Below are 21167 nucleotides of genomic sequence, written 5' to 3' on the forward strand. Positions count from 1 at the left end.
GGCTGTGGTGGCGGTGCTGGGGCCGGAAAGTGCACTTTCCGGCCGCATATGTGGGCTTTGGGGACAGCGCTGGTGCTGGGAACGGCTCAGGCGTTGGAGTAGTTCTCGCGACGGCCGAGCCAGCGGGTAATGATGGCTTTGGCATTGTCCGGGTAGCGGTCGTGAATATAGCGGGCCAGCTTCTGCACCTGTGGGATCAGATGCTGGTCGCGAACCAGATCGGCCACTTTGAAGTCGGCGAGGCCGGTCTGCTTGGTGCCCAGCAATTCACCGGGACCGCGGATTTCCAGATCGCGCTGGGCAATCACAAACCCGTCGCTGCTCTCGCGCAGCACGCCCAGGCGTTTCTGAGCGGTTTTGGACAGCGGGGCATGGTAGAGCAGCACACAATGGCTGGCGACGCTGCCCCGGCCGACCCGGCCGCGCAGCTGGTGGAGCTGGGCCAGACCGAGCCGCTCGGGGTTCTCGATGATCATCAGGCTGGCGTTGGGGACATCGACCCCGACCTCAATCACGGTGGTGGCGACCAGCAGGTGCAGCTCGCCGTCCTTGAAGCGTTTCATCACCGCCTGTTTGTCGGCGGCTTTCATCCGGCCGTGGACCAGGCCGATGTTGAGCTCCGGCAACTGGGCGGTCAGCTCGTCGGCGGTATCTGAGGCCGCCTGGGCTTCCAGCACTTCGGATTCATCAATCAGGGTACAGACCCAATATGCCTGACGGCCTTCATTGAGGCAGGCGGCGCGGATCCGCTCGACGATATCCGCCCGGCGGCTGTCGGGCACCGCCACGGTCTGGATGGGCGTGCGACCCGGCGGCAGCTCGTCGATCACCGAGGTTTCGAGATCGGCATAGGCGGTCATTGCCAGGGTGCGCGGGATCGGGGTGGCGGTCATGATCAGCTGGTGCGGATAGTGGCCGTTGTGGGCGCCTTTCTCGCGCAGCTCCAGCCGCTGATGGACGCCGAAGCGGTGCTGCTCATCGATGATCACCAGCGCCAGGTTCTGAAACACCACCTGCTCCTGGAACAGGGCATGGGTGCCGACCACCATTTTGGCTTCGCCGCTTTCAATCCGGGCCAGTTCGGTTTCGCGGGCCTTGCCCTTGAGCTTGCCCGCCAGCCAGCCGACCTCGATGCCGAGTGGGTTAAGCCAGTTGGCAAAGTTCAGCGCATGCTGCTCGGCCAGCAGTTCGGTCGGGGCCATCAGCGCAACCTGGTAGCCGTGTTCAATGGCGCGAATGGCAGCCAGGGCTGCGACCAGGGTTTTCCCCGAGCCGACGTCCCCCTGTACCAGACGCATCATCGGATGGGGCCGGGCGAGGTCGGTTTCGATATCGGCAACGACCCGCTGCTGGGCGCCGGTCGGGCTGAACGGCAGGCTGTCGAGCAGCTGCTGTTTCAGGCGAGGGCTGGGCGGCAGCGCCCGAGCCAGATGTTGCTGGCCCTTGCTGCGCACTGCCAGCATTGACAGGTTCTGCGCCAGCAGCTCTTCTAAGATCAGCCGTTGCTGGGCCGGGTGTTTGCCTTCTTCGAGTTGATCGAGGGAGACATCCGGGGTGGGTCGGTGCATCAGGTGCAGCGCTTCGGCCAGGGTCATCTGACGATCGTAGAGACCTTCGGGCAGCAGTTCGCTGACCGCGGCCTTGTCGAGCAGCGCCAGCGCCTGATCGGTCAGGTTGCGCAGGGTGAGCTGGCGCAGGCCGTCGGTGGTCGGGTAGACCGGGGTCAAGGTTTCCTCGACGCTGAGTTCGGTCGGCTCGGAAAACACTTTGTAGTCGGGGTGGATGATCTCCAGCCCGTGCTGGCCGCGCTTGATCTCGCCATAGGCTTTGACCTGCTTGCCTTCGCCCAGGCTGTTTTTCATCGCCGCGTTGAAGTTGAAAAAACGCAGGGTGGCGCTGCCGGTCTGATCGCTGATTTTGACCGTCAGCATCCGGCGTTTGCCGAAGCTGATGTTGTTGCTGATCACCTCGCCCTGGATGGTGAGGTGCTGGCCGGGCAGGGCCCCGGCAATGGGCCAGATCCGGGTGCGGTCTTCATAGCGGAGCGGCAGGTGAAACAGCAGGTCCTGCACGGTGTGCAGGCCGATTTTTTCCAGTTTTTCGGCCATCTTGGCCCCGACGCCGGAGAGTTCGGTCAGGGCGACGCTGTCAAGGAGTTGTCCGCTCATCGCTTTTTCCGCTGATTAGTTGCGCTTTGGTTTACGTTTCTTGGGCTCAATGGCCTGCATAGTCTGCCACCACTGCTCGTCTGCGACGATCTGGCCATGCTCGTCCAGTGGCGGATACGGCAGCCCCTTGCGCTGGGCTACTTTGGCCAGCACCGGATGGCCGCGTTCAAATAGGATCCGGTGGACCACATCGTCCGGTAACGGCGTGGTAGTGCGATCGTACATCCCGGCGGCCTGACGCTGGCGCTGGGCTTCATAGAGGATCAGGGCGCTGGCCACCGAGACATTGAGAGACTGTACCATACCGACCATCGGAATGATGATATCCTGATCGGCCAGTGACAGCGCTTCAGCGGTGATCCCGTTTTTCTCGCCGCCGAGGATAATCGCGGTCGGTTGGGTGTAATCCACCTCACGAAAATCAATCGCGCGATCTGACAGGTTGGTGGCGACCACCTGCATGCCCTGGGCTTTGAGGACGGCGACGGCGTCGACCATGGAATCATGGGTGTCCAGCTCGACCCAGTTGCGGGCACCGGCAGAGGTATGGCTCAGCACGCGCATGTCTGCTTTCGGCCACACCGCATGAACTTTGTGGACGCCGACCGCATCGGCAGTACGGATGATCGCGGACACGTTATTGGGTTTGTGCACTTCTTCCATGCAGACGGTCAAATCTGGCTGGCGGGTGGCCAGCACCGACTGGATCCGTTGAAAACGTTCGGGTGACATACTGTTCTATCGTCTTTTTTGAATAAAGAAAACGCCCGATAACGGGCGTTCGTCTACAGGCAGATCAGAGCGCACTCGTGCGGTCAGCCTTAGTTTTTCTGGCGTGAAACCCGAACGACGTTCGGCATCACCCGGATCCGGCGCATGATATTGGCCAGGTGGATCCGTCCCTTGGTCGTCAGGCGCACCGTGATGGTGTACAGGCGACCATCTTTCTCTTCCGTCGACAGGCCCTGGATGTTGGAGCCGGTCGCGGCAATGGTGTTGGTCAGATCGGCCAGCGCGCCCTGGTGGTTTTGCATGTCCACCTTGAGGTTGGTGACAAACTCCTGCTCGAAGTCTTCGCTCCACTCGACCGGCATGTATTTGTCCGGCTCTTTCTGGTAACCGCGGATGTTGGCACACTCTTCCCGGTGGATCACCAGACCTTTGCCCGGGCTGACATGGGCCATGATCGGGTCACCGTGGATCGGGTGACAGCAGTTGGCAAAGGTCAGCAGGATGCCGTCAGCACCTCGGATCGGCATGCTGTGCGTGGTTTCCTTGGCGTGGCCTTCCTCGCTGTTGCCGAGCAGGCGACGGGCGATGACCACACTCATCCGTTCACCGAGACCGATTGCGGCCAGCAGGTCGTCAATGGACTTCAGGCGCAGATCGCTCAGGGTTTGTGCCAGAAGGTCCGGGTTGATCTGATCGATGCTCAGCTCGCCCAGCGCGTGGTTGAGCAGGCGGCGACCCAGGGTGATCGACTCGGCCCGGCGCATGGTCTTCAGCACCTGACGGATCTTGGTCCGGGCGCGGGAGGTGACCACATAGTTGAGCCAGGCGGCGTTCGGGCGGGCACCCGGCGCACAGATAATATCGACAGTCTGGCCGTTTTTCAGCGGCTTGCTCAGCGGATAAGGCTGACGCTCGACCCGGGCACCGACACAGGCGTTGCCGACATCGGTATGCACCGCGTAGGCAAAGTCGACGGCGGTCGCACCCACCGGCAGTTCAACAATCCGGCCTTTCGGGGTGAAGACGTAAATTTCATCCGGGAACAGGTCAGATTTGACGTTCTCGATAAATTCAAACGAGCTACCGGCGCTCTGTTGCAGTTCCAGCAGGCTCTGCATCCAGCGCTGGGCCTTGACCTGGGCGGTGGTGCCGGAGCTTTCGCCGTCCTTGTAAGTCCAGTGCGCAGCGACCCCTTTGTCCGCCATTTGGTCCATATCTTCAGTCCGGATCTGCACTTCTACCGGCACCCCGTGCGGGCCGACCAGCGAGGTGTGCAGCGACTGATAGCCGTTGGCTTTCGGGATCGCAATGTAGTCTTTCATCCGGCTCGGGCGCGGCTTGTACAGGTTGTGAACCTGACCCAGCACTCGGTAGCTGGTATCGAGATCTTTGACCAGTACCCGGAAGGCGTAGATATCCATAATGGAATGAAAACGCTGCTCCTTGCTCTTCATCTTGTTATAGATGGAGTACAGGTTCTTCTCGCGTCCCAGCACCTTGGCATCGATCCCCGCGTCTTTGAGGCGGCCCTCAATTTCGGCGTGGATCTTGTTAATCATTTCTTTGCGGTTGCCGCGCGCAGAGGCGACGACTTCTTTCAGCACCCGGTAGCGGTTGGGGTAAAGGGCTTCGAAACCCAGCTCTTCGAGCTCGGTCTTGATATTGTGGATCCCCAGACGGTGGGCCAGCGGTGCAAAGATTTCGAGGGTTTCGCGGGCAATCCGGCGGCGTTTGTCCGGACGCAGGGCACCCAGGGTGCGCATATTGTGCGTACGGTCGGCCAGCTTGATCAGGATCACGCGGATATCATGGGCCATGGCCATGATCATCTTGCGGAAGTTTTCCGCCTGCGCTTCTTTGCGGTCGCGGAATTTAAGTTTGTCCAGCTTGGAGACGCCATCGACCAGATCTGCGACGGTTGAGCCGAAGCGGCTGTCGAGATCGTCTTTGGTGACTTCGGTGTCTTCGATCACGTCATGCAGCAGCGCAGACATCAGTGTTTCGTAATCCAGGCGCATTTCCGCCAGGATCCGGGCTACGGCAATCGGATGGATGATGTAAGGTTCACCGCTGGAGCGGGTTTGCCCTTCGTGGGCGTCGCGCGCAACGAGGTACGCCTGCCTGAGCGCTTCAATCTGTGGCTCAGGCAGGTACTCGATGACGACTTCTTTCAGGCTATCAAAGAGATACAATTCGCCCGGTTCCCTGAATTAACGGTGGTCGCCTGCAATTGCGCTCACAGCTGCTAGCTCTGCCGCTTCTTGCTCTTGAAGTTCCTGACGCTCGCGGGCATCCAGGATGTCTTTGGTGATCAGACCTTCTTCGATCTCGCGCAGGGCGATCACGGTGTACTTGTCGTTTTCTTCCGGAACCAGTGGATCCTTACCGCCAGTTTGCATCTGACGAGCGCGGCGTGAAGCAATTTGGATCAGATCGAAACGATTGCCAATTTTATCAACAGCGTCTTGAACGGTTACGCGTGCCATGGAGGACTCCAGTGGTTATCTACAAATAAAAGATGGAAAATTGTACAAAAATAGTTACTGCTGCGCCAGTAGGGCAGTGATCATGCTGTTATATTTAGCAGCTTGTTTGTCCTGCTTCAATCGCTCAGCACGGATAATGGCCTTGAAGTCCATCAGCGCGACATCGAAATCATCGTTGACGATCACATAGTCGTACTCATCGTAGTGAGAGATCTCTGAGCGGGCTTCCTGCATCCGGCGCTCAATCACGGCATCGCTATCCTGACCCCGGGCATTGAGGCGACGTTCCAGCTCTTCTTTGGAAGGCGGCAGAATAAACAGGCTCTTGGCTTGCGGCATCTGCTTGCGGATTTGACGCGCACCCTGCCAGTCGATATCCAGGAACACATCAATGCCTTTGTTCAGTTGCTGCTCAATCCACGGACGGGATGTGCCGTAATAGTTGCCGAACACTTCAGCATGCTCCAGAAAGGCGCCCTGCTCGACCAGATCAGTAAATTCTTCGACACTGACGAAATTGTAATGAACACCATGCTCTTCGCCGGGACGCATGCCGCGTGTGGTGTGGGAGACGGATACCTTCATATCATAGGTCGGGTTAGTCTCAAGAAGGGCGTTAATCAAACTGGATTTGCCCGCGCCACTTGGGGCCGACACGATGTAAAGTGTACCTTTGCTCATTGTTCATCCACTCAGTGTTAGAAGGGCGCGCAGATTACCATGATCCGCCGGGAATTGAAATTCTCTGCCTGCCTGAAAAATCATCTTTTTCTGATCTGACGCGCTTCTTATTAATCCTAGATGGCTTTTGGCAAAAAAGGGGGAGGTAGCCGGGCTGCGGCGTGACAGCCCGGTGAGAGAGGTGAGTGTCCCGCGACAGGTGGGATCGTGCGACAGGTAGGCTTGCGTTACGCTGGTGCGGTGTCGGTTGGTTCGTTCTGAACCGTGGCGGCAGCTGTGGCCGCGTTTGAGCGGTCAAGCAGCAGGGTCAGCAAGCCGAGCGTGGCGATGGCGATCCCGACCCACATCGGTGCGTGGAGGCTATAGCCCCATTCCAGCACCTGTCCGCTGGCATAGCTGCCGAACATGATCCCGAGGGTGATCACCGAGGCGTGCACGGTGTTGACCAGCGGCCGCTCGCCGTTCGGGACCTGCATCACCCGGCTGACCATCGCCGGATTCATGCTGATCCCGGTCAGGCCGAGCCCGAGGACGGCGATGACGGCTGCCCAGGGTTGATGGACCTGCAGGGCCAGCAGTGCCAGGAACAGGCTCTGTAACACCAGGCCGCAAGCGAGGATGCGCAGGTTACGCTGGCCGGCCAGCCGGGCGACGATGTGATTGCCGATCAGCATGGCGATCCCGTAGGTAAACAGCAACCAGGTAACGCTGTGGTGCGCAAAGCCGGCCAACTGGGTCAGGATCGGGACGAAATAGCTGAACGCGGCATAGGTCGTCCCGATGACACAGAAACTGGTGGCAAAGACTGCCCAGAGCTGTCGGCTGCCAAACGCCGCCAGCTCCTGACGCAGGCCGATTTTTGGAGCGGCGGGTAAGGCGGGGAGCAGCGCGGCCGTGCCCACAGCTGCCAGAACGGTCAGGACGACCACGAACCAGAAGCTGGCGCGCCAGCCGTAATACTCGCCGACCAGGCTCGCCAGCGGCAGTCCCAGGATGGTGCCGACCATGATCCCAGCCAGCACGATGGCGACGGCGCGGATCCCCAGCTCGGGCGCGACCAGACGGTGGCAGGTGCCCAGCGCGGTGCCGAAGAAGGCCCCGGACACGGCACCGGTGATCAGTCGGGAGACGATCAGCAGGGGATAGTTCTGGGCCAGCGCCCCCAGTATTTCGCCGACAATAAAGAGCGCAAACAGCAGGTAGAGGATTCTCTTCGGCGACTGGGTTCCCAGCCCCAGCGTCAGCAGCGGGCCGCCGAGCGCCATGGCGGCGGCATAAATTGAGACCAGATAGCCGACCTGGGAGATGGAGATGTCCAGATCCCGGGCCATTTGCGGCATCATGCCGAGTACCTGCAGCTCGCAGTTGATCATGGCGAAAATACCCAGAGCCAGGACATAAACGGAAACCGGTATGCTCGGTTTGGCGGTGGTGTGCATAAGCAATCCTTGTGATGAAGTGGATGTCACTTGCACCAGTATCACTTATGCAATAAGTTTGATTAACCCGGTCACTATCCTTTCAGTAATGAATAAAATCATGGATCTCAATGCGATTCGCCAGTTTCTCAAGGTCGCCGAATGTCTGAGCTTTACCGATGCGGCGGCCCAGCTCGGGGTGACTCAGTCCGGGGTCTCCCGTGCGGTCAGTCGGTTGGAGCACCAGCTCGGAGTGCGCCTGCTGCACCGCAATACCCGGCGCCTGAGTCTGACACCAGACGGCATGGTATTTTATGAGCGCAGTGCCCCGCTGCTGGGTGATTTGGCGGCACTTGGTCAGGAGTTGCAGGACCGTCGCAGTTCTCCCTCGGGGTTGCTGAAAGTCAGTGCGCCGTCGGCGTTCGGTCGGGTGGTGCTGATGCCGATCCTGGCCCAGCGGCTGGCAGCGTATCCGCAACTGAACATCGAAGTGGTGATGAGCGATCGCATCGTCGATTTGGTGGAAGAAGGGTTTGATGCCGTGCTGCGCACGGGGGAGATCCGGGATCAGCGCCTGATTGCCCGGCCGCTGGCGCCGCTAACCTGGCAGATGGTCGCTTCGCCGGAGTATCTGGCCCGCCGCGGCATGCCAGTGCATCCGGATGATCTGGCGTCGCATAATTGCCTGCAAGTGCGTAATCCTCATACCGGGCGCCCGGTGCGCTGGCGCTTCACTGAAGCCGATCAGGAGAAAATGTTGGAAGTGGATGGCAACCTGGTGTTCGACCACGGCGATCCGCTGCTTGATGCCGCGCGGCTCGGGGTCGGGGTGGTGCAGGTGATGACTTTCTTTGCCCGCGAGGCGATCGCCCGCGGCGAGCTGCAACCGATCCTGACCGAGTTCAATCCCCCGGCGCACCGGCTGTCACTGGTCCATCAACCCTCTAAGTTGCATTCAGCCAAACTACGGGTGTTTAAGGAAGCCTTGCTCGCCGAGTGGGGCGAAACCCCGGTGCGGAAATAAAGAGGGTCCAGATATCAATAAGCCCTGAGGGAGCAGGGCTTGGATTCAAGGGTTGCGTTTCGAAAATGCGGCTTCTAAGTTGAACTCAGCAGTCAATGAGCGACGCTTTCTTGTCATTAAACACTGCTTGTTACGGTGGCAATTTTCCACGGAAAGTGGTGTCCGGGATCATTCGACCACGACAAGGGCCTGACCTGTCATTCGGGGAAGTCAGCACGGACGGTTCATATTGGTTTGAAACGCTTGCAAAAGTACTGAGATGGACGATCGTTTGATGACTTTTTCTATGCCTTTTAGCACCTTGTTCCGGTTGCTTATGCCAAGGGATAAGAAAGCTCAATTTTTTCATTGCCTACTTGTCTTCATGTGGTTTCATGCTATTTTCTCGCCATCAACGATGAATCGGAGTTATGAAAATGCCAAAGGCGAGTGAGATTAAAAAGTCTGCAGCCATTGAACACGATGGTAAAGTTTATTTTGTAAAGGAAGTCAATAAGTTGACGCCAAGTGGCCGTGCCGGAAACAGTTTGTACCGGATGCGTATGTATGATGTTGCGACCAACGCGAAAGCGGATGTCAGCTTCAAAGCGGATGACATCATCACCCTGGCAGATTTCAGTCGCCACCCTGCGGCGTTCTCTTACATTGACGGTGAAGAGTACATCTTCATGGATAATGAAGATTACACCCCATATCACTTCCATAAAGATGCAATTGAAGAAGAACTGCTCTTTATCACTGAAGATACGCAAGGTCTGCATGTCTTGGTCGTGAATGGTGCGCCAGTGGCATTGGAACTGCCATCAACGGTTGATCTGGACATCGTCGAGACAGATCCTTCCATTAAGGGTGCATCTGCCAGTGCGCGGACCAAGCCAGCGGTGCTGAGTACGGGTCTGACCGTACAGGTGCCTGAATACATCGCAAACGGCGATCGGATTCGCGTGAATACGCTGGAACATAAATATATGAACCGCGTTGAGAAATAACCTGTGTTTCTGACGGATAAAGCAGCCGCCATGAGCGGCTGTTTTTGTATCTGTAGATCGAGCTTGGCAGTTTGGATCAGCGAAGACACCACGAGAAGCGATGTCACGGAGTGATTCCTTGTTGAATAAGCTTTCGTTGTTGGAAGGCAGCATCGCGTGCGTCAGCAAGGGAAAGTTACTCACCAGAAAACTCACCTATTGATGGAAAATACAGGAAAGAATTTGAAATCTGGTGAAAACAAAAAGCCCCTTAAAGCAGGGGCTGGGTAAAAATGGGTCAGCTTAAGTAAACTCAGAAACTTTTACTCAATATTCTGGATCTGCTCGCGCATTTGCTCGATCAGCACCTTGAGCTCAACGGCTGAAGCGGTGATGTCGACATTGATCGATTTAGACGCCAGGGTGTTCGACTCGCGGTTGAACTCCTGCATCATGAAGTCGAGGCGACGGCCGCAGGCACCGCCTTTTTTCATGATCTTACGGGTTTCTTTGACGTGTGAGTCCAGGCGGTCCAGCTCTTCGGCGACGTCGACTTTCTGCGCCATCAGGATCAGCTCCTGCTCAATGCGGGTCGGATCCAGTTCGACGTTGGCTTCTTCAAAGCGGCTGGTCAGACGCTCACGCTGCCAGTTGATGATCTCCGGCATTTGCTGGCGCACCTTGTCGGCTTCCCCGGCAATGGCATCCAGACGTTGCTCGATCAGTACCTTCATGTTGTCGCCTTCGCTGGCGCGGGCGGCGATGAAATCGGTCAGGGCGTCATCGAAGCCGACCAGCAGCTCCTGGTTGATGGTATCGAGATCCTGCTCCGGCGCTTCCATCACACCCGGCCAGTTCAGGACCTGGAATGGGCTGATGCTGCCTTCCCCGGCGGTGTCTTTAACCCACTTGGCAGCCTGAATGACCTGTTTGGCCAGCGCTTCATTGATCCGCAGATCACTGCTGGCGGCCGGGTTGGTTTCAAAGCGCAGGCTGCACTCGACCTTACCGCGGGCCAGACGTTTGCGAAAACGCTCGCGCAGCACCGGCTCCAGGCTGCGGAATTGCTCCGGCAGGCGAAGGTAAGTTTCCAGGTAACGTTGGTTGACCGAACGGATTTCCCAAACGGCAGTACCCCAGTCGCCTTTGACTTCGCGACGGGCATAGGCGGTCATGCTGTGGATCATTGGCTGATGGCCCTTAGTTAGAAAAAGAGTGGCGCTACGTTGTGGCTTGCTGATCACCGGGAGCAGGAAGCCAATGTCAGGCTGGATCAGTGCGTAGCGCAGACAGTGCCTTGATTATACGCGGCCTTGGCGATAAAGGAAATGAAGCGGCAGTGGGGGCGGGGTGGGTTTTACGTGCACCGGCTGGCAGAACTGGCTATAATCGCCGGTTAATGTCAGCAAGCCAAAGGTAAATCCCGATGCGTCCAAGCGGAAGAGCAAATCATCAAGTGCGTCCCATCACTATCACTCGTCAATTCACGGCCCATGCTGAAGGCTCGGTGTTGGTTGAGTTCGGCAACACCAAGGTGATTTGTACGGCCAGTGTGGAAGAAAATGTGCCGCGTTGGCTGAAGGGCAAAGGGAAAGGCTGGGTGACGGCCGAATACGGCATGCTGCCACGGGCCACGCACTCACGTAACCGCCGTGAAGCGGCGAGCGGTAAGCAAGGCGGTCGGACCATGGAAATCCAGCGCCTGATCGCCCGTAGCCTGCGTGCCGCGGTGGATCTTGAAGTGCTGGGCGAGCAGATGATCACGGTTGACTGTGATGTGATCCAGGCCGACGGTGGCACGCGCACGGCATCCATTACCGGGGCGATGGTCGCACTGGTTGATGCGATTAACCATATGCTGGCCAATGGTCTGCTGAAAACTAACCCGCTGAAACAGATGGTTGCAGCGGTGTCGGTCGGGATCTACAACGGCGAGGCAGTATGTGACCTCGATTACGCCGAAGATTCAGCCGCTGAAACCGATATGAACGTTGTGATGACCGAAGCCGGCAAGATGATTGAAATTCAGGGCACGGCGGAAGGCGAGGCGTTCAGCCACGAAGAGCTGTTGTCGATGCTGGCGTTGGCCAAAGACGGCATTGCCGACATCATCAGCGTTCAGAAGCGAGCGCTGGAAAATTGATTTTGAAGCGGTTCCTGTTGGAGCCGCTTTTTTTTGCGCTGAATTTGTCCTGCGGCCGGTTATATCCGGCGTTGGGGCAACCCCGCGGGCAGCGCAACGGTGCTGCGCCTGAGACGATAGCACCTGAAACAATAGCACCAAGATATTGTACCAACACATAGATGCTCTATAAGGAGAAACCATGAAAGCATATCAGCGTCAGTTCATCGAATTTGCCCTGGAGAAAGGGGTGCTGAAATTTGGTGAGTTTACTCTGAAATCCGGCCGTCAAAGCCCGTATTTCTTTAATGCCGGCTTGTTCAACACCGGGCGTGATCTGGCACGTCTGGGCCGTTTTTACGCTGAGGCTTTGGTGGATGCCGGCATCCAGTATGACGTTCTGTTCGGCCCGGCTTACAAGGGGATCCCGATTGCGACGACCACGGCGGTAGCACTGGCCGATCACCATGATGTTGATACCCCATACTGCTTTAACCGTAAGGAAGCCAAGGCGCACGGGGAAGGCGGCAACCTGGTCGGCAGTGCACTGGAAGGACGGATTATGCTGGTCGATGATGTGATCACCGCCGGTACTGCCATCCGCGAGTCGATGGAAATCATCCAGGCGAACGGCGCGGATCTGGCCGGGGTGCTGGTGGCCATCGATCGCCAGGAAAAAGGCAAGGGCGAGCTGTCGGCGATTCAGGAAGTCGAGCGCGACTTCGGCTGCGCGGTGATCTCGATTGTGTCTCTGGGCGATGTGGTACGCTACCTGGAAGAGCAACCGGGCATGGCGCAGCATCTGGAAGCGGTGAAAGCGTACCGCGCGCAATACGGTATCTAACAGCTGCCAATCCGGAATCAACAAAAAAGCGAGAGGGATGCCTCTCGCTTTTTTGTTGGGTGTCGTTCGTCTCGGACTTAGCCCAGTTCGGCACTCAGCAGCCGCCAGTAGTCGTCGAAACTTTCCGTCGGCTTGTATTTGAAATTGGAGCGGACAAAGCGGTTCAGGCTACCCTCGACCTGACCCAGCAGTTGGGCGGCGAGAATATTCTCTTCCACCGGGAACCCTTTCCCTTCACGGAGCTTGCGCTCACGCAGGATCTGGCGCAATTGGGTCTCGATGCGCTCGAACAGCTGGTTGATCCGCGCCTGGAGGCGGTCCTGCTCGAACATCAGGGCATGGCCGGTCATGATCCGGGTCAGGCCCGGGTTGCGCTCGGCAAAGCCCAGGATCAGTTGCAGCACCATCCGCAGCCGGTTCAGGGTGTCTTTTTCCTCATCGAGGATGCGGTTGATCCGCGTGGTGATTGAGTCTTCGATAAATTCAATCAGGCCTTCGAACATCCGGGCCTTGCTCGGGAAATGGCGATACAGGGCGGCTTCGGAAACACCAACCTGTGCTGCCAGCTTGGCGGTCGTAATGCGTTGGCTGCCCTGGGCAGACTCCAGCATTTGCGCTAACGCTTGCAATATTTCTTCGCGGCGATTGTTTTTTTTGTTGCCAGCCATGAATAACCGTTCCTTTTCGAAATGAGTCTGCCCTCGGGCAGCACAAAACCCGCTTATCTTAGCGATGCAGTCGCGTTGTGAAAAGCACAGGTGTTAGATACTGATCGCTTTATCGGCAAAAAAGCCGGGCTCTGAAGGGGAAGTGATGTTGTTGCCTGATCTTGCTCGAAAAACTCGCCACTGGGTGGCGAGTTTTTATCCGGGACCGCCGGGTTATCGGCTTGGGTGCTGCTGGCGGTAGAGCGTCAGAATTTCGTCGATCAACTGCTCGCCGATGGCGTGCTTGGAGGCCAGCGGCAGGGCCTTGTCGCCCTGGGGCCAGAACAGGTGCAGGGCATTGTGATCGCTGTTGAACCCTTGCTCCTGAACGGACACATCGTTGGCGCAGATCAGATCGAGGTTCTTACGGCTCAGCTTGCTGCGAGCATATTGCGCGACATCCTGGGTTTCCGCGGCAAAGCCGACGGTAAACGGGCGGTGCTCGGTCAGGGCGGCGACACTGGCGACAATATCGGGGTTTTTGACCAGTTGCAGCACCATGGTGTCGCTGTCGTCGGTTTTCTTCATTTTCTGCTCGGCGATGGTGGCCGGTCGGAAATCGGCCACGGCGGCGCAGGCGATGAAAATGTCATGCTGCTCGGCATGGCGCATGGCTGCCTGATGCATCTGCTCGGCGCTGCTGACGTCCACCCGTGTAACGCCGGCCGGAGTTGCCAGGTTCACCGGGCCGCTGATCAGGGTGACGTCCGCGCCGCGTCTGGCAGCCGCCTCGGCAATGGCATAACCCATTTTGCCGGAGCTGTGGTTGGTCAGGTAGCGTACCGGGTCGATGGCCTCACGGGTCGGACCGGCGGTGATCGCCAGTTTGATCCCGGCCATATCAGCCGGGTGGAAAAAGTGCTCTACCTGGTGGACCAGTTGCATCGGCTCCAGCATCCGGCCCGGGCCGACATCGCCACAGGCCTGCTCGCCGCTGGCCGGACCCCAAATCGGGAAATGACGCCGGCTCAGGGTGGCCAGGTTTTCCTGAGTGGCGACGTTGCGGTACATCTGCTGATTCATGGCCGGTGCGACGGCAATCGGCGCGTCGGTGGCCAGACAAAGAGTGGTCAGGAGATCATCGCCCATGCCGGCGCTGAGGCGGGCAATCAGATCGGCGGTGGCCGGTGCCAGCAGGACCAGATCGGCCCACTTGGCCAGCTCAATATGGCCCATGGAGGCTTCAGCGGCCGGATCCAGCAGGCTGTCGGCGACGGGCTTGCCCGAGACCGCCTGCATCGTTAGCGGAGTGATAAACTCTTTGGCGGCCTTGGTCATCACAACCCGTACTTCGGCGCCGCGTTCTATCAGCCTGCGGGTGAGTTCCGCACATTTGTAGGCGGCAATCCCGCCGCTGATCCCCAGCAGTATTTTCTTTCCGGCCAATGTTTGCATGGTGCCTCTGTCTCTCTGAGCCTGTTGATTCCGGGCACCAAAGATAGCACCAACCAGCGGCGGATTCACCGTTTGAGATCAAGCTCCGCCGCCGGTATCGCGGAAAAAGGCCCCAAAAGAGGCGAGGTTGCGTTTGTCCGGTGGAGTGTCGGCAAGCGCAAAACATGGCCGCGACTTCGGTCTGGGATGCATAAAAGAGTGCGAATGATTTCCCATTTTCCCGACGGCGGGCTTGCCTGAGCGCGCCCGGCGACATCTGCTGAGGGACTTTGAGGGGAGGGATTGTAATGTCACTGAAACTGTTACCGGAAGCGAGCCGGCCGCGGGAGAAGTTGCTCTCGCACGGTCCGGAGGCGCTGACCGATGCCGAACTACTGGCCATTTTTTTGCGCACCGGGGTCGCCGGGATGAATGCCCTGGAGCTGGCGACCCAGTTGCTGGCAGATTTCGGCTCGCTGCGGGCGCTGCTGGCCGCCAACCAGGCGGAGTTCTGTCGCCACAAAGGGTTGGGACCGGCAAAGTACGCCCTGTTGCAGGCGGTTATGGCGATGAGCCACCGCCATTTTGAGGAAACGCTGAAAAAGGAAGATGCGCTGACCAGTCCGGATCATACCCGGCGCTACCTGAGCCAGAAATTGCGCGATCGGCAGCGGGAAGCTTTCTATGTACTGTTTCTCGACAATCAACACCGGGTGTTGAGCGGGGAGGTGCTTTTTGAAGGAACAATCGATGCCGCCAGCGTTTATCCGCGTGAAGTGGTAAAAAGATCGTTAGAACTTAATGCAGCGGCGCTCATTTTAGCGCATAATCACCCCTCGGGCGTGGCAGAGCCGAGTCAGGCAGACCGTCGAATAACAAGGAGGATCAGCGATGCGCTGGCCTTGGTTGATATTCGTATCCTGGATCATTTTGTTGTCGGCGACGGAGAAACTGTCTCTTTTGCTGAACGAGGTTGGCTATAAAATAGCCACAATTTGACCAAAAAGTTGAGAAAGGATCTGCTCGGGACTTGAGCAACTGGTTTTGACTTAGTATAATGCGCGACCTTTGATAGCTGTGGCTGAGTGTGGAACTGAATTTCACATTGAACGGGCCATGGTAGATATCGAGCTGAAACGATTTGGAGAAAGACAGTAATGTCCCGAGTATGCCAAGTAACTGGTAAGCGTCCTGTAACGGGTAACAACCGTTCACACGCACGTAATGCCACCAAGCGTCGTTTTCTGCCGAACCTGCAAACTCATCGTTTCTGGGTAGAAAGCGAAAAACGCTTCGTTAAACTACGCCTTTCTGCGAAAGGTATGCGTATCATTGATAAGAAAGGCATCGATGTCGTTCTGTCTGATATGCGTGCTCGCGGCGAGAACGTTTAAGAGGATTTGAACAATGGCTAAAGGCATTCGTGAGAAGATCCGTCTAGTATCATCTGCTGGTACAGGCCACTTCTACACTACCGACAAAAACAAGCGTAACATGCCAGGCAAATTCGAGATCAAAAAATTTGATCCAGTAGTTCGCCAGCACGTTATGTACAAAGAAGCTAAAATCAAGTAATTGGTTCTGCCTCTTTGATAAAAACCCGGCATTTGCTGGGTTTTTTTATACCTGGCGTTTGAGCAACAAGGGGCGTGGCGGGCATTGGCTGCGGATTTTCCCCGGACTGAGGTGATTATTACCGGGGCGCTGGGTATGATGCAGACATTGAATGTTGATGCGGGGGATCGGTATGGGAGTGAGATTGTCGCGGCGGGGCTGGAATAACGTCATCATTATCGGCGTGATCCTTTTTATTGCCGTGATCCAGTTTCCGGATCTGCTCAGAAACCGTCAGGCGGCGAATGAGGCTGCGGGGACACCGGCGCTGGCGTTGCTGCTGCCGGAATCAGCCGAGATCAACCGGCTGGTGCTGCCGGCCCACGAACTGTTGCGTGAGGAATCCGGTGCCTGGCGCAGCCAGCCGCCGCTGCCCGATGCCGCGCAGGTGGTAGCCCATTGGCAGGCCCTGGCCGGTACCCCGGTTGAGGATGCCCTCATGGCACAGCTGAAGCCGCAGCTGACGGCCCCGAGAACCGCCGAAATTTGGCTGGCATCGGCCCAAGAGCCGATCCGGGTCACTTGCTACCAACTGCCGCAGTTCTGGCTGCTCCGCAACTGGCAGGGACAGTGGCTGGCGGTCACGGTCGATGAAGCCTACCTGTTTCCGGCGTCACCGGAATGAATGTGAAACCCATGGGAACGCAAGATGCCTGAATTACCTGAAGTTGAAGTGAGCCGGATGGGGATCACTCCTCATGTGGTGGGCCAGACGGTGACCCGGATCATTGTCCGGAATCCGAAGCTGCGTTGGCCGGTGCCGGAAGCGATCTGCCAGATTGAAGGGCAGGTGATCCGCCGGGTCAGCCGCCGGGCCAAATACCTGTTGCTCGAAACCGATATCGGCTACGCCATTGTGCATCTGGGCATGTCGGGCAGCCTGCGGATCCTGCCGAGCGGGATCCCGGCAGAAAAGCATGATCATGTTGATCTGGTGCTCGCCAGTGGTGAGGTGCTGCGCTATAACGATCCCCGTCGTTTCGGGGCCTGGCTGTGGCAACAGCCGCCGGAGGAGATGCATCAGGTGCTGGGCAAGCTCGGCCCGGAGCCGCTTGATGCGGCATTTTCGGCGGACTATCTGTTCGAGAAGGCCCAGGGCAAGCGGACGGCCATCAAGCAGTTCATCATGGATAACCAGGTGGTGGTCGGGGTCGGGAACATTTACGCCAATGAATCGCTGTTCAGTGCCGGGATCCATCCGAAACGGGCTGCCGGGCAGATTTCTCGTGCGCGCCTCGCGGCGCTGGTCGATCAGATTAAAGCGGTGCTCGCGTTTGCGATTGAGCAGGGCGGTACGACCTTGAAAGATTTCAAGAACGCTGAGGGTAAACCGGGCTATTTTGCCCAGGAGCTGCTGGTGTATGGCAAGGCGGGCCAGCCGTGTCCGCGTTGCGACAAGCCGCTCAGTGAGATGAAAATCGGGCAGCGGTCAACGGTGTATTGTACCGACTGCCAGACCTAAGGGCGACGTCGCCGGAGGCTGCCGGAAAAGGGGGCTTTTCCGGCGCGTCGGTCAGCCGTGCAGCTTCTGCTCCAGGGCTTCGGCAATGGACGGAGCGACAAACTGGCTCACATCGCCCTTGTGCAGGGCCACTTCCTTGACGATGGTCGAAGAGATAAAGGAGTTTTCTTCGGCCGGGGTCAGGAAGACTGTTTCCAGTTCGGGCATCAGGCGACGGTTCATGTTGGCCAGCTGGAACTCGTATTCGAAGTCCGAGACTGCGCGTAGTCCCCGGACCAGGACATTGGCCTGATATTCTTTGGCAAAGTCGACCAGCAACCCGGAAAATCCGACGATTTCGACGTTATTCAGGTGAGCGGTGACTTCTTTCGCCAGCGTGACCCGCTCTTCTAAGTCAAACAGCGGCTTTTTGCTCGGGCTGAAGGCAATGCCGACAATCACATGGTCAAACATCGCGGCAGCACGCTCGATGAGGTCCAGGTGGCCGTTGGTGATAGGGTCAAAGGTGCCGGGATAGATGACACGGGTGTTTTTATTTTGGCTCACAGGGCGATCCTCTTTCTCTGAATCACGATATGCTATCAAAAAAACTGCCGGTTTCTCTAATCTTTACCGCAATCCCTATGGCGGGTGAACGATATCTTGTAAGATCCGGACCGTTGAGACTCGTTGGAACAAGGTGCTATGAAAAAAATTCTCGTTGTACGCAATGACAAGATTGGTGATTTTATGCTGGCCTGGCCCAGTTTTGCGATGCTGAAGCAGTCGTTGCCCGAGAGTCATATCACGGCACTGGTTCCCAACTACACGGCGCCGATTGCCCGGCTGTGTCCGTGGATTGACGAAGTGATTATTGATCCGACCCCAAAAGCGGACAAAGCTGCACAGGCGGCGTTGCTCGACACGCTCATGGCCGAGCGGTTCGATGCCGGGATCTGCCTGTTTTCGACCGGCTATAATGCGATGTTGTTGTGGCGGGCCGGGATCCCGTACCGGCTGGCGCCAGCCACCAAACTGGCGCAAGTGTTGTTTAACCGCCGCCTCAAGCAGCGCCGATCGCAGTCTGCGAAACCTGAATTTGAGTACAACCTGGATTTGATCCGGTTTTTCCTCCGGGATCAATGCCTCGCGATTGAGGAGCCCCGGGGACCTTATCTGCATTTCAGCCCGCAGGCCCTGGATGCCCAGCGGGCGAAGCTGGTGGCTCAGTTGGGATTGGATCCGGACAAACGCTGGTGCTTCGTGCATGCCGGGAGCGGCGGCTCGGCCAATAACTTGTCACTGGCGCAGTATGCGGCGTTGATCCAAGGGGTTGGCGCGTCCGTTGATTGCCAGTTTGTCCTGACTGCCGGACCGGGGGAGGAAGCCATGGCGGCCTCACTGTATGAACGGGTGCATCCGCATGTCAGTGCGGTGGTTTATGATCGCAATGACGGCCTGCAGGATTTCACCTGCTCGTTGGCGTGTGCGTCCCTGTTTATGGCGGGCTCGACCGGGCCGTTACATATTGCCGCCGCACTGGATGTTCCGACCCTGGGTTTTTTCCCGAACAAACGCTCGGCCACACCGTTGCGCTGGAAAACGCTCAATACCGAGGGACGTCATCTGGCGTTTTGTCCGCCTGCGGGCAAGGAGACCGAGACGGACATGAGTCTGATTGAGATCGACGATGTGGTTACTCAAGCGGTGACTTGGGCGGCGCCGTACTGGTCCTGATCCACAAATCAGCATATTTGACGAAGGTCGAGTGGGCGGACAGGATTGACAGCAGCAAGCCTTGCTTGCCATCCAGGAAGCCTGCCTTGACCACATACATCTTGAGAAAACAGCCCAGCGCATGCAGCAGTCCCTGACTGATACTGCTGCGCTTACCGCGTTTTTCCCGCTGCTCAGCCCAGGCTTTGGCGTAACCGGCTGACTTCACCAGGTAGTGGTGCAGATCATTGTAGGTAAAGTGCAGGAGATCCCCGTCCAGCTTGGCCACCTGCATGCTTTCATTCAGTTCCACTTTTTCATGGACCAAATCTTCGTTGTACTGTGTCAGCGCCGTCGGGTAGAGGCGGTTGACCCGATCCGGATACCAGCCGCAGTGGCGGATATAACGGCCAAACACCCAGCTGAGCCGGGCAATGCTGTAGACCGTGTTGGCCTGCGGGTTGGCCAGCGTCTGTTCGATGCTGGCGCGGAGTTCCGGTGTGACCCGTTCATCGGCATCCAGCCACAGGACATAATCCGCGGTGACATAGCTTTGCGCCAGGCGGCGTTGGGGGCCAAAGCCCGGCCATTCGGCATTGACATAAAACTTGTCGGTATACTGGCGTGCGACGGCCTCGGTATGGTCGGTGCTGCCCGAGTCGAGCACGATGATCTCATCGACCCAGCCACTGACGGACGCCAGGCAAGCCTGGAGGTTGTCGGCTTCGTTCTTCACGATCAGGGCCACGGCCAGTGTCGGCTTCTGTGTGCTCATGGTGTCTCCTCGAGAATAGAAAAATCGGTTAGGGCTTTATCCAGCATGGCGCAGACGGCCTCGGGCGGAATACGGCTCATGGCATCTTCGGCTTTGACCCGACTTCGCCAGCTCAGTTGTTCCGGGGATTTGCCGGTTTCAGCTTCAATCGCTTCCCGGTACGCACTCACCACATAATCCAGATACCGGTACGGACCGGTGCGTTGCGGGTTGTGGTGGGCATATAAGCCAATCACCGGGGTGTTGACGGCGACAGCCATGTGGGTCGGACCGGTATCCGGGGCGATCACCAGATCCGCTGCCGACAGCAGGGCCAGCATTTGCTTCAGCGAGCTTTGTCCGACCAGGTTGAGCAACGGCACTTGGCATTGCGCGCATACCTGCTCAGCGAGTTCGACCTCGACCTTGGCCGGGCTGCCGGCCAGAATCACCTGCATCCCCTTGGCGGCGGCGTATTCTGCAACCTTGGCATAGCCTGTCGCCGTCCAGTTCTTGAAGGCTTTGCTGGCGGCCGGGACAATCACCAGAGTCGGCTGGCCGGACGTGATATATTGTGACGCCCAGTCCGTCTCGGCAGTGGCAAGCGGCAGTGACCAGCGCGCGGTGGTATCCTCAATCCCTAATTCCCGGGCAAAGGCCATAAAACCGTCCAGTACATGTGCCGAACGCGGGGAAGGAACCGGATGGTTGATAAACCATTTCTGCATGTCGCTGCTGCGGGTGTGATCAAAGCCCAGTCGGTGTTTGGCCCGGATCCCCAGGCTGACAATACTGGCCCGCAGGGCGGTTTGCAGATGCAGCAGGGCATCGAATTTCCGGCCGCGGAGCTGGCGCCAGAGTTGGGTATAGCCTTTCCAGCCGAGCTTTTTATCAAACGGGATCACTTCGACGCCGGGCAGGTCGCCCAGCAGCTGGGCTTCGGCTTTGCCCATGATCCAGGTAATTTTTGTCTCCGGCCATTGTCGCTGGATCGCTTGGACCATCGCGCTGGCATTGCAGGCATCACCAATGGCGGAGAGCCGTAAAACACATAAAGATGTGGGAGGAGACAAAAATAAGCTCATACTTCATTGCTCTGGAAAATAGAAGTCTGCATT

Annotated in this window: 22 protein-coding genes; 10 read left to right on the forward strand and 12 right to left on the reverse strand. The window is 57.8% G+C overall.

What is annotated here, in order from left to right; genetic code table 11:
• Nucleotides 1–86: 86 nt before the first annotated feature.
• The 6 genes from recG to VV869_RS10980 all read right to left on the reverse strand — a co-directional run bounded on the left by recG (nucleotide 87) and on the right by VV869_RS10980 (nucleotide 7506).
• The gene (gene recG, locus VV869_RS10955; RefSeq protein ID WP_337734975.1) at nucleotides 87–2168 is read right to left on the reverse strand and encodes an ATP-dependent DNA helicase RecG; all 2082 of its coding nucleotides are present in this window, start codon (nucleotides 2166–2168) and stop codon (nucleotides 87–89) included.
• 15 nt (nucleotides 2169–2183) lie between these two features.
• Complete coding sequence (trmH, locus tag VV869_RS10960) at nucleotides 2184–2900, reverse strand: tRNA (guanosine(18)-2'-O)-methyltransferase TrmH (protein WP_337734976.1); 717 nt, start codon at nucleotides 2898–2900, stop codon at nucleotides 2184–2186.
• Between the two features lie 89 nt (nucleotides 2901–2989).
• Complete coding sequence (spoT, locus tag VV869_RS10965) at nucleotides 2990–5092, reverse strand: bifunctional GTP diphosphokinase/guanosine-3',5'-bis pyrophosphate 3'-pyrophosphohydrolase (protein WP_337734977.1); 2103 nt, start codon at nucleotides 5090–5092, stop codon at nucleotides 2990–2992.
• An 18-nt stretch (nucleotides 5093–5110) separates the two neighbouring features.
• Nucleotides 5111–5386: a DNA-directed RNA polymerase subunit omega gene (gene rpoZ, locus VV869_RS10970; RefSeq protein ID WP_036821454.1), complete on the reverse strand. Its 276-nt coding sequence runs from the start codon at nucleotides 5384–5386 to the stop codon at nucleotides 5111–5113.
• A 54-nt stretch (nucleotides 5387–5440) separates the two neighbouring features.
• Nucleotides 5441–6067 carry a guanylate kinase gene (gene gmk, locus VV869_RS10975; RefSeq protein WP_337734978.1) on the reverse strand — a complete coding sequence of 209 codons (627 nt, stop codon included), beginning with the start codon at nucleotides 6065–6067 and terminating at the stop codon, nucleotides 5441–5443.
• 227 nt (nucleotides 6068–6294) lie between these two features.
• Nucleotides 6295–7506, reverse strand: a complete 1212-nt coding sequence (locus VV869_RS10980; RefSeq protein WP_337734979.1) for an MFS transporter — start codon at nucleotides 7504–7506, stop codon at nucleotides 6295–6297.
• A gap of 100 nt (nucleotides 7507–7606) precedes the next feature.
• Here VV869_RS10980 and VV869_RS10985 point away from each other — a divergent pair, with 100 nt between their 5' ends.
• A complete protein-coding gene (locus tag VV869_RS10985; protein ID WP_337734980.1) occupies nucleotides 7607–8509 on the forward strand; it encodes a LysR family transcriptional regulator in 903 nt (300 codons plus the stop codon).
• Nucleotides 8510–8925: 416 nt separating this feature from the next.
• Nucleotides 8926–9498: an elongation factor P-like protein EfpL gene (gene efpL, locus VV869_RS10990; RefSeq protein ID WP_337734981.1), complete on the forward strand. Its 573-nt coding sequence runs from the start codon at nucleotides 8926–8928 to the stop codon at nucleotides 9496–9498.
• Between the two features lie 302 nt (nucleotides 9499–9800).
• Here efpL and VV869_RS10995 read toward each other — a convergent pair whose 3' ends face one another.
• Nucleotides 9801–10664 carry a YicC/YloC family endoribonuclease gene (locus VV869_RS10995; protein WP_337734982.1) on the reverse strand — a complete coding sequence of 288 codons (864 nt, stop codon included), beginning with the start codon at nucleotides 10662–10664 and terminating at the stop codon, nucleotides 9801–9803.
• Between the two features lie 239 nt (nucleotides 10665–10903).
• Between VV869_RS10995 and rph the strand changes: the two genes are divergently transcribed.
• Nucleotides 10904–11620, forward strand: a complete 717-nt coding sequence (gene rph, locus VV869_RS11000) for a ribonuclease PH (RefSeq protein WP_337734983.1) — start codon at nucleotides 10904–10906, stop codon at nucleotides 11618–11620.
• Nucleotides 11621–11801: 181 nt separating this feature from the next.
• Nucleotides 11802–12443 (forward strand): orotate phosphoribosyltransferase, encoded by a 642-nt coding sequence (pyrE, locus tag VV869_RS11005; protein ID WP_337734984.1) that lies wholly within the window; start codon nucleotides 11802–11804, stop codon nucleotides 12441–12443.
• A 77-nt stretch (nucleotides 12444–12520) separates the two neighbouring features.
• On the opposite strand, the gene slmA is transcribed toward pyrE, so the two are convergent.
• Nucleotides 12521–13111, reverse strand: a complete 591-nt coding sequence (gene slmA / locus VV869_RS11010) for a nucleoid occlusion factor SlmA (RefSeq protein WP_261601480.1) — start codon at nucleotides 13109–13111, stop codon at nucleotides 12521–12523.
• A 213-nt stretch (nucleotides 13112–13324) separates the two neighbouring features.
• Nucleotides 13325–14545 carry a bifunctional phosphopantothenoylcysteine decarboxylase/phosphopantothenate--cysteine ligase CoaBC gene (gene coaBC / locus VV869_RS11015; RefSeq protein ID WP_337734985.1) on the reverse strand — a complete coding sequence of 407 codons (1221 nt, stop codon included), beginning with the start codon at nucleotides 14543–14545 and terminating at the stop codon, nucleotides 13325–13327.
• 287 nt (nucleotides 14546–14832) lie between these two features.
• Between coaBC and radC the strand changes: the two genes are divergently transcribed.
• The 5 genes from radC to mutM all read left to right on the forward strand — a co-directional run bounded on the left by radC (nucleotide 14833) and on the right by mutM (nucleotide 17600).
• On the forward strand, nucleotides 14833–15507 hold the full coding sequence (gene radC / locus VV869_RS11020; RefSeq protein WP_337734986.1) for a RadC family protein: 675 nt from the start codon (nucleotides 14833–14835) through the stop codon (nucleotides 15505–15507).
• Nucleotides 15508–15681: 174 nt separating this feature from the next.
• The gene (gene rpmB, locus VV869_RS11025; RefSeq protein ID WP_261601483.1) at nucleotides 15682–15918 is read left to right on the forward strand and encodes a 50S ribosomal protein L28; all 237 of its coding nucleotides are present in this window, start codon (nucleotides 15682–15684) and stop codon (nucleotides 15916–15918) included.
• Between the two features lie 13 nt (nucleotides 15919–15931).
• Nucleotides 15932–16099, forward strand: coding sequence for a 50S ribosomal protein L33 (gene rpmG / locus VV869_RS11030; protein WP_002535344.1), 168 nt, complete (start codon nucleotides 15932–15934; stop codon nucleotides 16097–16099).
• A 172-nt stretch (nucleotides 16100–16271) separates the two neighbouring features.
• On the forward strand, nucleotides 16272–16763 hold the full coding sequence (locus tag VV869_RS11035) for a hypothetical protein (protein ID WP_337734987.1): 492 nt from the start codon (nucleotides 16272–16274) through the stop codon (nucleotides 16761–16763).
• Nucleotides 16764–16787: 24 nt separating this feature from the next.
• Nucleotides 16788–17600, forward strand: a complete 813-nt coding sequence (gene mutM, locus VV869_RS11040; RefSeq protein WP_337734988.1) for a bifunctional DNA-formamidopyrimidine glycosylase/DNA-(apurinic or apyrimidinic site) lyase — start codon at nucleotides 16788–16790, stop codon at nucleotides 17598–17600.
• Nucleotides 17601–17651: 51 nt separating this feature from the next.
• Here the strand turns inward: mutM and coaD are convergent, their stop codons facing one another.
• Nucleotides 17652–18146 carry a pantetheine-phosphate adenylyltransferase gene (coaD, locus tag VV869_RS11045; RefSeq protein WP_261601486.1) on the reverse strand — a complete coding sequence of 165 codons (495 nt, stop codon included), beginning with the start codon at nucleotides 18144–18146 and terminating at the stop codon, nucleotides 17652–17654.
• Between the two features lie 138 nt (nucleotides 18147–18284).
• On the opposite strand from coaD, the gene VV869_RS11050 reads away from it, so the two are divergent.
• The gene (locus tag VV869_RS11050; RefSeq protein WP_337734989.1) at nucleotides 18285–19316 is read left to right on the forward strand and encodes a glycosyltransferase family 9 protein; all 1032 of its coding nucleotides are present in this window, start codon (nucleotides 18285–18287) and stop codon (nucleotides 19314–19316) included.
• On the opposite strand, the gene VV869_RS11055 is transcribed toward VV869_RS11050, so the two are convergent.
• Complete coding sequence (locus VV869_RS11055) at nucleotides 19276–20070, reverse strand: glycosyltransferase family 2 protein (protein ID WP_337734990.1); 795 nt, start codon at nucleotides 20068–20070, stop codon at nucleotides 19276–19278. The genes VV869_RS11050 and VV869_RS11055 overlap by 41 nt on opposite strands.
• Nucleotides 20067–21134, reverse strand: a complete 1068-nt coding sequence (locus VV869_RS11060; protein ID WP_337734991.1) for a glycosyltransferase family 9 protein — start codon at nucleotides 21132–21134, stop codon at nucleotides 20067–20069. The genes VV869_RS11055 and VV869_RS11060 overlap by 4 nt, the downstream gene beginning before the upstream one ends.
• Nucleotides 21135–21167: the final 33 nt, after the last annotated feature.

It is taken from the genome of Photobacterium sp. MCCC 1A19761, from assembly GCF_037389125.1.
GTDB lineage: Bacteria > Pseudomonadota > Gammaproteobacteria > Enterobacterales > Vibrionaceae > Photobacterium.

Bases quoted from the DNA above. Each gene is read 5' to 3' on its own strand.
- recG (WP_337734975.1), bottom strand. From the start codon at position 2,168: ATGAGCGGACAACTCCTTGACAGCGTCGCCCTGACCGAACTCTCCGGC.
- trmH (WP_337734976.1), bottom strand. From the start codon at position 2,900: ATGTCACCCGAACGTTTTCAACGGATCCAGTCGGTGCTGGCCACCCGC.
- rpoZ (WP_036821454.1), bottom strand. From the start codon at position 5,386: ATGGCACGCGTAACCGTTCAAGACGCTGTTGATAAAATTGGCAATCGT.
- gmk (WP_337734978.1), bottom strand. From the start codon at position 6,067: ATGAGCAAAGGTACACTTTACATCGTGTCGGCCCCAAGTGGCGCGGGC.
- VV869_RS10980 (WP_337734979.1), bottom strand. From the start codon at position 7,506: ATGCACACCACCGCCAAACCGAGCATACCGGTTTCCGTTTATGTCCTG.
- VV869_RS10985 (WP_337734980.1), top strand. From the start codon at position 7,607: ATGGATCTCAATGCGATTCGCCAGTTTCTCAAGGTCGCCGAATGTCTG.
- efpL (WP_337734981.1), top strand. From the start codon at position 8,926: ATGCCAAAGGCGAGTGAGATTAAAAAGTCTGCAGCCATTGAACACGAT.
- VV869_RS10995 (WP_337734982.1), bottom strand. From the start codon at position 10,664: ATGATCCACAGCATGACCGCCTATGCCCGTCGCGAAGTCAAAGGCGAC.
- rph (WP_337734983.1), top strand. From the start codon at position 10,904: ATGCGTCCAAGCGGAAGAGCAAATCATCAAGTGCGTCCCATCACTATC.
- pyrE (WP_337734984.1), top strand. From the start codon at position 11,802: ATGAAAGCATATCAGCGTCAGTTCATCGAATTTGCCCTGGAGAAAGGG.
- slmA (WP_261601480.1), bottom strand. From the start codon at position 13,111: ATGGCTGGCAACAAAAAAAACAATCGCCGCGAAGAAATATTGCAAGCG.
- coaBC (WP_337734985.1), bottom strand. From the start codon at position 14,545: ATGCAAACATTGGCCGGAAAGAAAATACTGCTGGGGATCAGCGGCGGG.
- radC (WP_337734986.1), top strand. From the start codon at position 14,833: ATGTCACTGAAACTGTTACCGGAAGCGAGCCGGCCGCGGGAGAAGTTG.
- rpmB (WP_261601483.1), top strand. From the start codon at position 15,682: ATGTCCCGAGTATGCCAAGTAACTGGTAAGCGTCCTGTAACGGGTAAC.
- rpmG (WP_002535344.1), top strand. From the start codon at position 15,932: ATGGCTAAAGGCATTCGTGAGAAGATCCGTCTAGTATCATCTGCTGGT.
- VV869_RS11035 (WP_337734987.1), top strand. From the start codon at position 16,272: ATGGGAGTGAGATTGTCGCGGCGGGGCTGGAATAACGTCATCATTATC.
- mutM (WP_337734988.1), top strand. From the start codon at position 16,788: ATGCCTGAATTACCTGAAGTTGAAGTGAGCCGGATGGGGATCACTCCT.
- VV869_RS11050 (WP_337734989.1), top strand. From the start codon at position 18,285: ATGAAAAAAATTCTCGTTGTACGCAATGACAAGATTGGTGATTTTATG.
- VV869_RS11055 (WP_337734990.1), bottom strand. From the start codon at position 20,070: ATGAGCACACAGAAGCCGACACTGGCCGTGGCCCTGATCGTGAAGAAC.
- VV869_RS11060 (WP_337734991.1), bottom strand. From the start codon at position 21,134: ATGAGCTTATTTTTGTCTCCTCCCACATCTTTATGTGTTTTACGGCTC.